Source organism: Stieleria bergensis (assembly GCA_007745635.1).
Lineage (GTDB): Bacteria > Planctomycetota > Planctomycetia > Pirellulales > Pirellulaceae > Stieleria > Stieleria bergensis.
Window position 1 is genome coordinate 3,521,968 of record CP036272.1, and the last position, 14,744, is coordinate 3,536,711.

General features: G+C 55.2%; 11 protein-coding genes. 8 read left to right on the top strand and 3 right to left on the bottom strand.

Annotation, left to right across the window (positions count from 1 at the left end; translation table 11 throughout):
- Nucleotides 1–4: 4 nt before the first annotated feature.
- Nucleotides 5–472, bottom strand: coding sequence for a Minf_1886 family protein (locus SV7mr_RS12195; RefSeq protein ID WP_145272355.1), 468 nt, complete (start codon nucleotides 470–472; stop codon nucleotides 5–7).
- A 274-nt stretch (nucleotides 473–746) separates the two neighbouring features.
- Nucleotides 747–1,583 carry a PSP1 domain-containing protein gene (locus SV7mr_RS12200; RefSeq protein WP_419188433.1) on the bottom strand — a complete coding sequence of 279 codons (837 nt, stop codon included), beginning with the start codon at nucleotides 1,581–1,583 and terminating at the stop codon, nucleotides 747–749.
- Nucleotides 1,584–1,884: 301 nt separating this feature from the next.
- Here SV7mr_RS12200 and SV7mr_RS12205 point away from each other — a divergent pair, with 301 nt between their 5' ends.
- Entirely contained in the window at nucleotides 1,885–2,880 is a 996-nt protein-coding gene (locus tag SV7mr_RS12205; RefSeq protein WP_145272357.1) for a prenyltransferase/squalene oxidase repeat-containing protein, read from the top strand.
- Between the two features lie 104 nt (nucleotides 2,881–2,984).
- On the opposite strand, the gene SV7mr_RS12210 is transcribed toward SV7mr_RS12205, so the two are convergent.
- Nucleotides 2,985–4,640, bottom strand: coding sequence for a glutamate ligase domain-containing protein (locus tag SV7mr_RS12210; protein ID WP_145272359.1), 1,656 nt, complete (start codon nucleotides 4,638–4,640; stop codon nucleotides 2,985–2,987).
- A 1,023-nt stretch (nucleotides 4,641–5,663) separates the two neighbouring features.
- On the opposite strand from SV7mr_RS12210, the gene SV7mr_RS12215 reads away from it, so the two are divergent.
- The 7 genes from SV7mr_RS12215 (at nucleotide 5,664) to SV7mr_RS12245 (ending at nucleotide 14,546) form a co-directional block, all read left to right on the top strand.
- Nucleotides 5,664–6,233, top strand: a complete 570-nt coding sequence (locus tag SV7mr_RS12215) for a sigma-70 family RNA polymerase sigma factor (RefSeq protein WP_419188434.1) — start codon at nucleotides 5,664–5,666, stop codon at nucleotides 6,231–6,233.
- Complete coding sequence (locus SV7mr_RS12220) at nucleotides 6,184–7,068, top strand: protein kinase domain-containing protein (RefSeq protein ID WP_145272363.1); 885 nt, start codon at nucleotides 6,184–6,186, stop codon at nucleotides 7,066–7,068. The genes SV7mr_RS12215 and SV7mr_RS12220 overlap by 50 nt, the downstream gene beginning before the upstream one ends.
- On the top strand, nucleotides 7,058–7,579 hold the full coding sequence (locus SV7mr_RS12225; RefSeq protein WP_145272365.1) for a sigma-70 family RNA polymerase sigma factor: 522 nt from the start codon (nucleotides 7,058–7,060) through the stop codon (nucleotides 7,577–7,579). The genes SV7mr_RS12220 and SV7mr_RS12225 overlap by 11 nt, the downstream gene beginning before the upstream one ends.
- Nucleotides 7,572–9,569, top strand: a complete 1,998-nt coding sequence (locus tag SV7mr_RS12230) for a serpin family protein (protein ID WP_145272367.1) — start codon at nucleotides 7,572–7,574, stop codon at nucleotides 9,567–9,569. Before SV7mr_RS12225 ends, SV7mr_RS12230 begins: the two co-directional genes overlap by 8 nt.
- A 191-nt stretch (nucleotides 9,570–9,760) precedes the next feature.
- Nucleotides 9,761–12,292, top strand: a complete 2,532-nt coding sequence (locus SV7mr_RS12235; RefSeq protein WP_145272369.1) for a HEAT repeat domain-containing protein — start codon at nucleotides 9,761–9,763, stop codon at nucleotides 12,290–12,292.
- Nucleotides 12,293–12,734: 442 nt separating this feature from the next.
- Nucleotides 12,735–13,688: a hypothetical protein gene (locus tag SV7mr_RS12240; RefSeq protein WP_145272372.1), complete on the top strand. Its 954-nt coding sequence runs from the start codon at nucleotides 12,735–12,737 to the stop codon at nucleotides 13,686–13,688.
- A 303-nt stretch (nucleotides 13,689–13,991) separates the two neighbouring features.
- Nucleotides 13,992–14,546, top strand: coding sequence for a hypothetical protein (locus SV7mr_RS12245; protein ID WP_145272374.1), 555 nt, complete (start codon nucleotides 13,992–13,994; stop codon nucleotides 14,544–14,546).
- The last annotated feature ends 198 nt before the right edge of the window (nucleotides 14,547–14,744 follow it).

Consider the following 14,744-nt stretch of genomic DNA (forward strand, 5'->3'; position numbering starts at 1 on the left):
AACGTTAACAGCTAAATGAACTGTTATCATTCAAGCGAAAGTCAGGTTCGAAGGCGCTCTCGAACGAGTACACATTGTCGAAGTCTTGGCGACGATCGGAGTCGCTCTTTCGCATTTGTTCAATTCGAATCAGATTGTAAACGATCTCACCGAAGTCGCTGGTGCTACAGACGCCCCATTTGCCAAGGACCAGTTGCGCCAGCAAGCCAAACTGCTCGATGGCATACAACCGGCAGCTTTCACACAACTCTTGGCCGGTCACATGGGCGGAACGGACGACGGTTTCGGCGGGAAAACCATCGTCATCCAGATCGTTCTCAACACCGATGCTCTCTGGCAACTCTTGACGAAGTTGCTGGCCGAATTGCAGAGCCTCGCGAACGAATTGGTACGCTTCGTACTTATAACGCGGATCTTCTTTGAGCAGTTTCCGCATGGTCTGAATCGGCGAGTTCGTCAGTTCGTTGCTCATATCCAATTTCAACTGGGTTAAACGCCAGCACAGAAGAACACTCGTTTCTTCGAAAAAGCTCAGCACCAGGTCGTCGTCCAATCATACCGCATTGGCGAGACAATTTCCGACGCATTTTCACCGAATCAGTTCCAATCGGCATCAACATCGACGGCAAACAATCTTGAAGGCGTTCGGCGAAATCGATGACGACGGCAATCCACATTCTTGGTCGCGTCGTTGTCGGACCATCACGGAGATAGCCAGCTTACTCCCTGGACCTCTCTCTGTCACGCTAGGGTGACTCTAGGACGCTGACGATTTTATCCGATGATATTAATATCTTTCGGTTATCGGAGGTCAATACCATCAACTGTTGCGACAGAATGTCCTGTGCAATCACCTGTACGTTTCCATCCTTTGTCAACAATTGTGCACCAACTGGCGGCAATTGCCTCGACATTTCCTCATAAGTGTCGAATTCATATCGCAGACAGCACTTCAGTCGACCGCAGCGACCGGAGATTTTGGTCGGATCTAACGTCGAGCGTTGCAGCTTGGCCATCTTCATCGAAACAGGTGGCATTTTGCTCAAAAAGCTTGCACAGCAAATCGGCCGGCCACAATCTCCATAATCCGCCACTAATTTGGCTTCGTCTCGCACCCCGATCTGACGCATTTCAATCCGGGTCTGAAACTCCCGCGCCAATTCCCGCACAAGCTGCCGAAAATCAACGCGGCTCTCAGCGACGTAGTAAATGATCACGCGTTCGCCACCAATCAGACGCTCGACGTCAACCAGATCCATGGTTAGCCGCAGTGTGTCAACCTGCTTCTGGCAGACGGCCAAATCGGCTCGCAAAAGCGACTGCAAGTGCTTCACCTGTTTCTGATCGTCGCTGGTCTGAGCTCGAACGATCCGGCCAGCGACGGATTCTTCACCAGACTCCAAACTCGCCGGTGAAGCCTCGATCAAGACGATCCCGGTCTCGGTGCCTCGATCGGTCCGCACAATCACGGCATCCTGGTAGCGATACGATTCGGTGGCGTTCACAACGCCTAACAGCCTCATCGAGCCGTAGCGGACCACGTACTGCAACGATTGTCGTTTCTCAGTTTTTGCATTGTCCATCGAAGACTCTTAGTCTTTCCCAAAGCCCGCCCTGGGCAGACGACAAATCAACTCAACCCCGCCGCGTGACGGCACTGCTTCAAGACAAGGGAATGTCTCAGGCAGGTACATCCCGGGCAGCGATCAACGCAAATGTCGATCCATTGAACGCAGAACGTCCAGCGCCGCCGCATAATCATCTACAATCAAACGCCCAGCGAGGTGATTAATCGATTGTACCGCAAAGCGGATTGGAAAAGTAGACTGTTCACCTTCCCTGCCGTTCAGCTTTGCAACACTTCATTCCCCTGCAGGTGCATTCGTGTCCGTTCTGAAATGCCTGACGAGCCTTGCAATCGCGCTATCGATCACCACTTCGCTGCCCGCGACTTCACCGGAGCCCGCGCAGATTCGCGCCGCCGTCAAAAGCAGCCTCCCGTTCATCGAAGACAAAGGCGTTTGGTGGATCGAGAAAAAGGACTGCGTCTCCTGTCACCGTGTCACCAACATGGTCTGGACGTTGAGCGCCGCGAAACGCCATGGATTCCAAGTCAGTGAGCAGCTTGATGAATGGATCGACTGGACCATTGAATCCTCACTGTCCAAAAATGACGAGGACAAGATCGCTGGACAAGCCAACAAAGAAGGCGTTGCACAGCTGCTGATCGCCCTGGGGGAACGAGCCGATCAGGACCCGCATCAACAACTCGCGGATCTGTTGTTGAAAGACCAGCAAGACAACGGTTCTTGGAAGGCCGGTGGCCAGTTGCCTGCACAGAAACGCCCCAAACCGGAAACCGATCAGACCTCAACGATGTGGCTCGCGCTCGCCATGCAGCAGAGCAAACCAAGCCCGCGACAGGCCCCTGTTCTCGCAAAGGCGGAAACGTTCATCAAACAGGCACCGGACGGGAAAAGCACCGAATGGTTTGTGCTGCGTCTCTTGCTGGCCAACCAAACCAACAACAACGCCCAACGCGATGAAATGGTCAAACAACTGATCCAGCAACAACAAGCCGATGGAGGCTGGGGGTGGATGGTTGATGCCGAAAGCGACGCTTTGGGCACTGGGATGGCGGTCTACGCACTAACACAAGCGAAGGCAACAGAACCGCTAGACGCTGCTGGAATTCAATCGTCGATCGAAAATGCCCAAACGTTCCTGGTCGAAACCCAGCGTGAAGACGGTTCCTGGCCCGTAAAGGGGACAAAAGAGAAACGAAAAGACAAAGTTTCCGAAACAGCGGTCTACTGGGGAACCACCTGGGCCGCGCTGGGCTTGATCCATACCCTGCCCGAACCAGCAGCAAACAAGTGAGTACAAAACACGCTGGTGGGAGAGCCGCTAACCGGGACGAAGTCTCGCAACAAGAAGATGCTGCTGATGAACTGGCCGCCCCAGGCATCTGACGTCACTGCGTCCTATTGAAACAACTTGAGCGAGATCTTGCCGTTCTTCTGTTGGACGTCCCCTGCTGAACTGGGGTGGTCTTCGCGATACTGATCAATCAGTTCTCGCAACTCGCTGACTTCACTGCGGCATTCAAACGCAGATTGATCCCGGCGGTTGGTGATCATCACAATCGTGTCACGCGGCTTGGCATGCTTCAAGGCCCAGTGAAGAGCTTCATTCCGGCCAGCGACCAAACGCATCGCCGCACACTCGCGGACGCCATCAAGCAATTGATGCGCCTGCTGCAGGAACTGCCTGCGCGAGTCTTGCTTGGCCGTCACAACACAGTGGTCGGCAAACCGTTCCATTAACGTTCCCATCTCGGACAGGTCGGCGTCGCTGTCCCCTTTCCCGATGGCCAGGACGCACCAGGTTTTGCCTCCCGCACCCGACGCTTTTGCCGAACGCAATGCCGATTTGATTCGCGCCGGGGTCCCCGCAGATTCCAGGACAACGGTTGCGTCTCCACAACCGACGATTCGCTGGCCGCGTGCGGGCACCGATCGCATGCTGGACAAATGAGTGGCGATCTGCTGCAGTTCCATGCCAATCAATCGGCCGAACGCGGCGGCCGCCGCAATGTTGCCCGCCATGTGCAAGCCACAGAGTGACGATTCCATCAACGCACTGCAATCACCTGAGGTCAGCATGATGGTTGACATCCCACCGGACTGATCCAAAATCATCGCTGCCGATTCGCATCCCGGTGTATTCCCATACGCAATCGCTTCGCAGTTAGCATCCTGTGCCGCCTCGATTGAACGCTGATCGTCATCCGGATGAATGATCACTCCCCGAGGCGACAACCGATCAATCACGCAGTCCAACACGTCTGGGCCAAAGTCTTGAGTCACTTCGTGCCGTCCAGCAACGATCAGAACATCAAGCTCGACCGAATCGTACAGCCCGTTCTTGGCCTGATTGGCATGAAGTTCAACGATTGCAACCTGGCTGTGACAGTCGTTCGCATCGCCCATCCACTGTATTAACGCCGGTCCAGCAAGTGTTGGTTGCTGCGATGTCGCTTTGATCACGCCATCGGATGACGCCAAATCACACTGGTAGGCCGTCCGCAGTGACTTGGCGTTCGTTAACGTCGCGGCCAACAAACAGGTTGTTGTTTTGCCGCTGTCGCCAATCACACCGACAGTAAGCATTTGCTGAGCCGGTTGGCCGTGCAGCGCGGCCAGCAATTCACTGTGAGCGTGATCCAGATTACCAATCACGCACTGGGAAATGGGACAGGGAAGCAGCTGTTCCGTCAAAATGCCGCCTACACCGCGGGCCAACGCCGTGGCGACAAATTCAACGGGGTCATGTTCGCCAATCTGGTAAAGAGCCAATTCGCCTTCCTGGGCCGAACCGACCGAGTGGGCGACTTTTTCAACCACGAGATCGTTGCAGCCATAGAACGTTGCATTGGGAAAGAGACTCCGTAGAGCAACGCTTTCCGGCGACTGACTTGCCGCCGGCTGGTGATCAAGGCCCTTCGCCTCGGAGGTCTTCGCATGGCCAATCGAGGGCTCGGTGCGAACCACACGCAATTTGGGTGCGGACGAAGCTGAACCGGGACGCTTGAAATTTGCGCGAAGCGGTCCTTGTTGATCGTCAAATGAGAAACGCATCGTCTGGCCTCCATGCCTGAATCTGAGTGCGAAAACTTGGTGCGTTTGTTGTTTTCCTTTCAGCAGCGTCACACGATTGCGTGAACAAAGCTTCCAAGGGTTCCGAAAGGGATCTGGAATGCCGCAACACAAAGTGCTGACAACCGAAGCCTTCGACAACGTTCGCGTCCTTGCGAGTGTTTTTCAACGACCGCCAACTGAAGTCAATTCACACGCTGTGAACCGATGAGATTGGCGGTCAATCCATGTCGCTGGAACCGGCTAACCGCGAAACCATTCGCGTTTCGATCTCTCAACGACAGTGGCAATTGTTCGCCTGACAAGTTTTGGGTCAATAGAATTCACCAAATTTTTTTTGCGACCTCCGTTTTACCGTGTTTTCAGGATTCCGAGACGTTTACACCTGCTTTTACCCGGCCATTCCGTGCTAGCAAACAAATCTTTGGCAATTCGAACCTGACCACAAAAAACGCCCAATTGGGTTGCAATTCGAAGCCGAAGGACACCTCCTGACGCAGATTTCTGACCTATGTTTCAAATGGCGTTCTTTCCCGAGCAGTTGTGTTCTGCTCGTTGAGTGTGTCACTGAACTCGGCGATTCTCGCCGGGGCAATCAGACACGGTTAGAACTTTTTGGGGACGAATTCGACGACTGGCCAGCCACGATTGTGCAGTCAATGCTCAATGCAGCGTAACTGTCAAACGAAGGAAAGGATGGTTTCGGTACCAGGAGGCACGCGAATTTATAGGGCCCACGGCGAATTCTGGAACAGCAGCTAACTGCCTGCCAGTATCACGCAGAGGCCGACGACAAAAGCCACAAGGACGATGGCACACCCAATGTCCTTCATCTCATCACGCCAGCTCCGAGGTGGCAGCGGATTGGGAGGCGCATCCTCTTGTGCTGTGTCCATAGACACAAAGCGAGATCCGCAAGACCCGTCATGCGCGAAATCTCGGGAATCTCTGAAATCCGCGCATAGTCGCTGGGCGGATCTCGCTTCTAAGGTTGAGGGCACATACATGGATTCTGCGACATCACGATTGGAGGCGAGAATTACACGGTTGCGGCCCGTCCTGTTGACGCTGGCCGAGGCATTGATCTCTCCTGCGCTGCGAGTCGAGTTGGATGCATCCGATCTTGTCCAGCAGACTTTGATGGAAGCTCACCAGCAGTCGGAGGCACTTGCATCGTTCGATGATGGCTCGTTCTTTGGCTGGCTGCGAAAAGCGCTTCGGCACAACGTTCTCGACGCGGTTAAACATCTCAGCACTCAGAAAAACAACGCCGCACGTCGAGTCCGGGCCGCAGACATCGACGATTCATTTGTCCGTCTCGAAGAACTGCTCGTTGCCGACGATACGTCGCCCAGCGAGATTCTTCAGCGAAACGAGCAAACCGCACGTCTACTTGCAGCGATCCAGGAATTGCCTCGCAATCAAAGAGAAGCGGTGATCCTGAAACATCTGCGAGGATGTTCGCTTCGACAGTTGGCGGAAGAGCTTGGGCTATCAGAAACAGCCACTGCCGGATTGCTGCATCGTGGACGAAAACAACTTGTGGAACGGCTGGAGCATTGTGGCGATGCGTGAATCAACAGAATTCAAGGACAATTCGGTCTTAACAGACGAGCAGTTGGCAGAACTCGAGCGTGCTACAGAGCAGTGTGGCAGCACTCTGACGACAAACATCGGCAACGCCGAACGTGACGAGTTCCATCATTGCTATTCATTGGTGGACTCCCTGGCATCTCCTGTTCGCAATGCGGTGGTCGAGATTTCGAAGCCGCCAGTTCTTCCTGACTACGACGATCTTCAGGAGATCGGTCGTGGCGGGATGGGGATCGTCTATCGTGGTCTTCACAAGAAGACTCGACGAATTGACGCCATCAAAGTGATCCGCCCGGATCGAGTATCCACTGTCGCAGGTGCTCATCAGCGCGAGTTACAGCGTCAGTTGCAACAGGAGGCTCAGCTTGCGGCTCGTGTTGCGCATGAGCATATCGTTCCGGTGTATCAGGTTGGTGAGGTAAACGGCTGCCCCTGGTTCTCCATGCAGCTCGTTGAAGGACAGAGTCTGCGCGACCTCATGTACGAAGGCCCGATATCGCCGCAAAGAGCGGCGACGCTCATTGAGCAGATAGCCCGCGCCGTTGACAGAGTTCATCGACACGCCGTTCTGCATGGAGACATCAAGCGTTTAGGGAGAAACGCAGCCTGCTTGATGAGGACCAACGGCGGCGAGCCACCTAGGGGAATGCGTGCCTCTGCAGCGTTTTTGTACGTCGCCGAGAACGCTCACGTTCCCCGTTCACTTCTTGCCGAAATGCCGCCGCAGCGGCGTAAATTGCGAAAATCTTTCGCGAATCGATGTATAGACATTGGAATCTCGCGCAATGTACGGGTGAGGACCATCCATGGAACATGAAGCGACACTACGAATACTCGTATCCGACCGTGCCCGGTTATTGGCGTACGTTTGGTCGATAGTGCGTGACGAACATGCCGCCGAAGACCTGTATCAAGAGTTGCTTGTCGTTGCGATGGGACGCGTCGAGACGTTCGGCGATTCCGTTCACCTCCTGAAGTGGTCACGAGTGACGCTCCGAAATAAGGCATTGGAGCATCTGCGTCGGCAGCGGAAGGCATCCTTGCCAATGGCTGGAGACGTACTCGACTTGCTGGAAGATCATTGGGCCGAATACGACTCGCTTGATTCCGCCGAAATGACCGAAGCACTTCGGCACTGCCTTTCTCGATTAACCTCCAAAGCTCGTCAGCTTGTCGAGTTGCGCTATGAACAGGGATTACGTGGGACGGAAATCGCACAAGCGACCGATCGCAAGACACACTCCATCTACGTCGCACTGAGCAGAGCTTACAAGACGCTCGGGGAGTGCATTGGCGGAAGAATTCCAAAGGAAAAGCCGCATGCCTGATCCGATCAATCCAAGACTGGCCGAACTGTGTCAGTTATTTGCCGATGACGCGCTCGACCCGTCGCAGGAAGAGGAATTCAACACCCTGCTACGGAATGATGCTTCCATACGTGATGCGTTCGTTGCCTACTGTGTTCACTCTCAGCTACTGAAAGAAATGCTGAAACGTGACAAAGCATCTGACATCGAACCGTCAGCGAAAGCAACGTTACCGGTCCAAAAGCAGATCTCACACAGGTTCGTCGCGCTCGCGTCGATTGCCGTCATCACCGCGAGTCTTCTCGTCGCAGTCGCGGTCTGGCACTATTGGCCAGCGACTCCCGAGACTCTGATCACGGAAGGGGATTCCAGGCCAGAATCTCCGGTAGAGCTAGTGGCCGCTCATTGGAAAATCACGCCGACCGGCGAGGCGGACTATGAATTCATCGAGCCAACGCTCGTTCGCCTCGATCGTGGCGAATTGTTCGCCGAATGGATTGTCGGGGACGATCCAGATCAGCCATCGCGCAACGGCGAACCGACGGAACTACGCATCACTACCACGGAAGGCGAAGTGATCGCCCGAGACACACGTTTCATTGTTGGAACCCACCAAACGAATTCAGAAGAGGAGAAACCGATGTTGAGATCACTAACGCGAGTGTTTGTGCTTTCCGGCCTAGTTACTTTGACCACGTCGTTGGGCAGCATCGAAGGAACATCAGGTGAACTGTTGGCGGCGGAAGTGGACAAGGCCCCCTCCAAGCTGACGATGGAGGCGAATAGTGATTTCGCCTGGGATCTTTATGCTCAAATAGCTAAAGAAGACGAAGACGGCAATCTCTTCTTCTCGCCTTATTCGATCTCCAGCGCGTTGGCGATGACCATGGAAGGGGCACGTGGTCGGACGGCCCGCGAAATGGGTGACGTACTACAATTTCCCGACGCTGTGCGGCGCATTGGCGTTGACGACCAACGGATCCCCTGGGAAACGGCCAAAATTCACACCGGTATGGGCGCCATTAACAATCGGCTCAACCGCGCTCAGAAGCCGTACGCATTGAAAGTGGCCAACGCGCTGTGGGGCGAGCAATCCTCCCGCTGGCGCCCGGAGTTTCTGAAAACGCTCGACGAGCCGTACGGAGCCACATTGAGGAAGGCTGACTTTGTTCGCAGCAGCGAACGCGAACGCCAGCGGATCAACCAATGGGTTGAGGATCAGACCGAACAGAGGATCAAAGAGCTTTTGCCTAAGGATCCGCCTGTTATTACGGGGAACACACGGCTGGTCCTGACCAACGCCATCTACTTTAAAGGCAATTGGTCGCAGCGGTTTGATGCGAAGCAAACCAACGACATGCAGTTCACGACGGCCAGCGGAGAAAAGGTTACTGTGCCAACCATGTGGTTCGATCCCGGCAATGCAGATAACAAACGTAACACACTCAACGGCTACTTTCCTTTCGGCTACGCCGCGTTCGATGCCCAAGGAAAGAGCACACGTAACCGAGGCCGAACTCACTTCGAAATACTCGAGATGCCCTATGCCGGCAACGAATTATCGATGTTTGTCTTGCTGCCAACCAAGCACGATGGAGTGCCTTCGCTGGAACAGCAACTCAATCGTAGAAATTTGGAGCAGTGGCTCAGCACGGTAGAAAAACGAGAAGTGGAGGTCTATTTACCAAAATTCAAAATGGAAACGGAGTTTGACTTGGTTCCAACACTGAAGGCACTAGGCATGCGGACAGCATTTGATGGGGCGGATTTTACGGGCCTCTGCGAGTCGGGCGGTCTGTCTATCTCTGCCGTTCGTCACAAAGCCTTCGTCGAGGTTAATGAAGTCGGCACCGAAGCCGCTGCTGCAACCGCAGTTGTGGCTGCTGAATCGGCACCCCCACCCACTCGCACCTTCAAAGCGTTGCGGCCATTTGTCTTCCTGATCCGAGACAATACAACCGGCAGCATTTTGTTTGCCGGACGGATGATGAAACCAACAGGTGAGCAGTAATCTTCGATGAATATTGACCTGCGGGACTGCTGCACGCTGACAGTTCAAAACGGTTGCCCCGAATCGCTCACTGCCAGCACGTTGATACGACGTTGCAGAGACGTTGCGCGATTCCACCGGAACTGCGCATCACCACGCCCGCAGGCGAAGCGATTGCCCGAGACACACGCTTCATTGTTGGAAACCACCAAATGAATCGAGAACAGGAGAAAGCGATGTTGAGATCACTAGCGCGAATGTTCGTGCTTTCCGGCCTGGTGACTTTGACCATGGGGCTGGTGGCACCGCTACACGCCGCGCCGCCCAAGCCGACCCCCGAAGACCAGCGGGAAGGCATGAAGCGGGTCGATGCGTTTGGCAAAATGATAGTGGGGCGGGTTTTCGACGCGCGGGAAGTGAGCCCCAAGCGCGCCGACGCCGTCCGCCAGAGCAATCACGACGAGGTCGTGGCCTTCTCCATGACGTTGAAAACGTCAGAAGAAAGGCTCCATTTCGCAAACATGCTGCTCGATGATATCGTCGAAATCCTAACCGACAGGACCCTGGCCGAGGTGGCGGGCCCGCTGCTTAAAGATCAGGACTTGCGGGTCCAGAATTGGGCATTCCTGGCCATCCACAAGAGCAAGTCCGGTGCCCGGTACGCCAAGGAACTGATCGCGCTTGCGGGTAAGGAAGATCCGCCGAAACAATGGCTGACGCATTTGATTTGGGCGATGAGGTCCTCCGACCACGAGGCATTCACTCAGCCGCTGGTCAAGTTCACCCGCCACGCCGACACAGAGATTCGTCGCGAGGCGGTCATCGCGTTGCCTCATCTCTCCCCGGAGCAAACCCTCAAGGTCACGCCTCAACTGCTAAATGACAAAGACCGAGTTATCCGTCACTTGGCAATCCGTGCCCTGGGCCGCTCGCGTGTTCCCGAAGCCTTCCCGTTGATCAGGCCCTTGCTCACCCACAAGTCGTGGCTCATCCGCGAAGAAGGCATCGAGGCACTGGTAGATCTCACCAAGACGAGCGACTGGAAGACCAACCCGGTGATGCTCAAGAAGGTGCGGGATGCGTTCGGCCCTCAACTCCGCAAGGCGCTGAGTGATGAATATCGCAGAGTCCGCGAGAAAGCCAGCGAAACCATGAGAGTCTTAGGCATCCCACGCAAGGCCAACAAAGCCCGTGACTCCGCCTCAACCACAACATCAACAGGCAATGCCGCCGAAAACATCGGCGTCGACATCGACGACAATGGCACGAAAACGGACGAGAAGGAGCTGCCCATCGCAAAGGCCAAGCTCGCCGAAGCGGCAGCGGTGGCGGACACCTTCATCAAGTTGGCCGCGAAGAGCGATCAGCCGCTGACCGCCCAGCAGCTTCAACCGTTGGTCAAGCAGCTGTGGGTTGATTGGCACGAGGCAAACGAAGCTGTGAAAGCATTTGTGAAGATGGGGCCGAAGGCTGCCGCGGCGGTGGATGCCATCCTGCCGGGCACGATCGACGACTCGGCGCCCAAAAAATGGACATTCGGCAGTTCTGCCCCACTCGGCGAGTTTCATCGCGAGGCTCTCAAAGCGATCGGCGCGGCGGCGGTACCCGCGCTTTGCAAGGTGGTCAATGATGAAAACGCCAAATTCGAGCTGCGCGAACAAGCCCAACGGGTGCTTAGTGATCTGCGGCCAAGGCCGGAGGATCGTGAACTCTACATCGACACCATGCTGGCACAGCGAGACGAGGGCAACTCGTTGAGTACTTTCGCGATCGCAGCTTTGGCCCAAATGGGCTACCGCGATCTTTGGATGGCGATCCCCATTTTGTCGGACGCGGAGAGGCTGCGGGATCCTATGTACGGCGATCTGCCACTGGCGTTGCATTACATCAGGCCGGTGATCGATCAGGCCATCAAGGACGGCGTACCGGTGAAGTCGTGGTGGACGCCGAAGCTGCGTGATCGCCTGTTGGCGTCACTTGGTGATGCGAACGCATCCATGTTCGGCCCGTCGCACAAAATCATCGCGTTATTCGTTCTGGCAGGAGATGATGCGATCGTGCCGTATTTGCTCGACTATGTTCGCAATGGAAAGGCTGGCGGCTTGGCAGCCGTTTCCGCTTGGGCACTTGGGGAACTGAATCGAAAGGAAGCCTTGGAAGATGTGCTTGATCTGTTAACCCGCATTCCGCTCGACGACCTCTACCAGACAGAATTTCGGCCGATAGCCGCCGCTGGAAAGCTAGGCGGTAAGGAAGCGGTTCCCGCGTTGATCGAAATGCTCAAGTCCGACCGCGGTGCAGCTGAACACGCAGCTTTGGCCTTGGCACGGATCGGCGACAAGCGCGCCGTCGAACCCGTCAAAGCTTTATTCAAACGCAGCCTGAAAGGCGGCCCAGCGTTGCAGCACACAATGACCGCGATGGTCATGTTCGGCGAGGACGATGCGGTGGACCAGACGATCAAACAAGTTTTTAGACCCGGTCGAAACTGGGATCGCATCGGCCCGGAACATGTGATCGAAGCCATCCTCGACCTGAAGGACATCAAACTACGGCATCACGGTATTCGACTCATCATGCAAGGCACCTTCAACCCTCCAAAGGGCATCCATCACACGGTCCTGCCGGACATTCGCGAGGTCTTCGCTAAGCGGTTTGGTCTTGAAGAAAACGGCTTCATCGAACCTCATGAATTTAGACAATGGTGGGAAATGAATTGGACACGCTTCGGTGAAGGGGAATGATCCGGTGTTAAAGAAAATGGCTCAACCCAGACCACGCCCGTAAGGCGGTTACATCAATTCCATTCGCAATTGGTGACGTCATCAGATTCTGTTGAACTTCTCACAGCCCGTCGCGTCCAAACCTTCACCACACGAAAACGCGAATACCATCGATATGTCAGAAAAGCCTGTGCCTCGGGATGATCAACAACCTTCCAATCAAACGCAAGCAGCCACGGCTACCCAGCCTCGCTGCAGTTCGCTGGCGATTGTTACATCAGGCGTCGTTGCCCTGTTGGCAATCATGTCGGTGATGGCGGTAAGCAACACCGGACCGTTCGCCGTGTCGCAACAATCGGACCATGCCTACGCCGCACCGCCAGTTCTAAAGAGTCAGTACACCGCTAAGCAGATCGCCGCTGCGAAAAAGCATGAATCGTATGCCACGTTTTACAACGCGCAATTGATCGTCGTCGGCAAAGTTGCGAAGGAGCAGGGCCCGGTCGCCGCGATTCCTGGTGCGGAAAACAGACCACCCCAGTTTCAATGGACGCTCTACCCGACTCAATCGTTGTACATCAATAGTCAGTTTGCCAAGAATTACGAGAGCTACGATCTGGGTCGCGTGGCGGATGCGGATCTGAAATCGACACCTTACCTGCTTGCCCAAAGTTTCGGCAATCGGCAAACCTATCTCGGCCGTGCGGATAAAGACATTATCCAGGTCGCGGCCATCGCGATCGAACAACACACCCATGCTGACGCCGTGCGACTGCAACAGGCGAAGACAAACCCGGAAAAGAATCCGCTCTTCAAAATCGTCCAGGATGCCGAAAATCTGGCGACCGTTGATGTGGTGGACGGCAGGGTCGGCGTTACGGTCTTCGACGCGAAAGGCAATGTCATTTCTCAGACCAAGTCGCTCAAGAAGGGCCAACACGTCGCCATCTTGTCAGCGAATTTCCGTGGCAATCTCCCCAATGACGCCCCGGTAGGAAGTTTCTTTTGGGTGGATGAGTCGCAGCAATCGCCGGTCGAATCGCAACCCGTGCTGGTTGTCTGGGAACTCAAGCAGGGCAAAGTTCACGCAACGCATTGGGCCACCATGGATGAAGCAACCCTGCGCATTGCCGCCGCCGCCTTGAAACGCGATTTCAAAAGGTTCGCCATTGACGCGAAGGGGCCACTGAGTTTTAGCAGTCGCGGGTCGTTTGGCCCAGGCGGACAAGACCACCACGACCATGACCACCACGACCATGACCACCACGACCATGACCACCACGACCATGACCACCACGACCATGACCACCACGACCATGACCACCATGAACATGCCGCCCCTGACTATGACGACAAGAAGAACAGCCATGGCGGCGATCCCGAAGCGGACAATCCTGGCGTTAAAGATTCGGAGTGAGACAAGGCCGTTTGACTTGACAATCTCCTTGTGGCGAGTGTTGCGACCTCTCGAACCAAGCTGACGGACACCAAAAGTGGTGACAGGATTTGAACTCCGTAAATCCCTTCCAGGCAGTGGTTTCAAGCAATTGCCCTTCATCGCCAGCTGAACCGTGTCGCCTGTTTGAACTGACTGAGTTGCCATGAGTCGTTCGCGTAACTCGTTCTCATCAAAAGAGAAACAGCTCGCCGCGAATCAACGCGACGAGCTGTTTTGAATTCAAGTCGAGGGGGCAAGATTTGAATTGATGGAGACAGTGAGATGTTAACCAGCCCCAATGCAAATGCCCCGTCACAGAAACTGGACACCGGTTTTGGATTTGACATCGCCGATGCGGTGGTGGAACGTTTTCGACGCAAAATGTGGCGCCGTCAGATTCGTGCTTCGCGTTATGCGCACGCACATTCCGATGCCGTGATGATCCACTTGGCGATGACCATGACGACGATGTTTGGATTCTATTGTTGTCTAGGAGCGCTTAATGGGTTGATGGCGTGCTGGATTGCCCTGGTCCAAATCTTGGTCGTGTCGGCGTGGGCACCTTGGCGAACGGCATTGGCTCACGGGCTGCTGTGCGGACTTGTCCTGTGGATGGGCCTAGAGAGTTGGGCGCCGATCGTACTGGGCCCCGGTGCCCTGTTCGTTGGTTTATGGGTCAACACCAATACCTACGCTCGATTTCGCAGTCGCTGGTACAGTTCGGGGATTCCGAGCCGACCGCTGAGCCTGTTTCAGATTTTGACGCGAGCGGTGTTTGCCACGCCCACACTGATGGTCCTCTTCGAGCGACGAATCCGTCAGTCACGGGCTAGATGAGCATTGCGCTATGGTGCCGATGTCGACGACTGCTAACGTCAATCGTCCTGTGACTTTCCGAGATCCGGCGTTTTCCGAGACCTGTTCTGTTTGCAGCGGCCTGACTTGGTCACCAGCTCGGCCTGACTTGTACTGGCTCGGCCTTACAGGCCGCTCTAGACGGGCCAGATTTGCCTCTGCGAGCCTCCCATTCTGGCG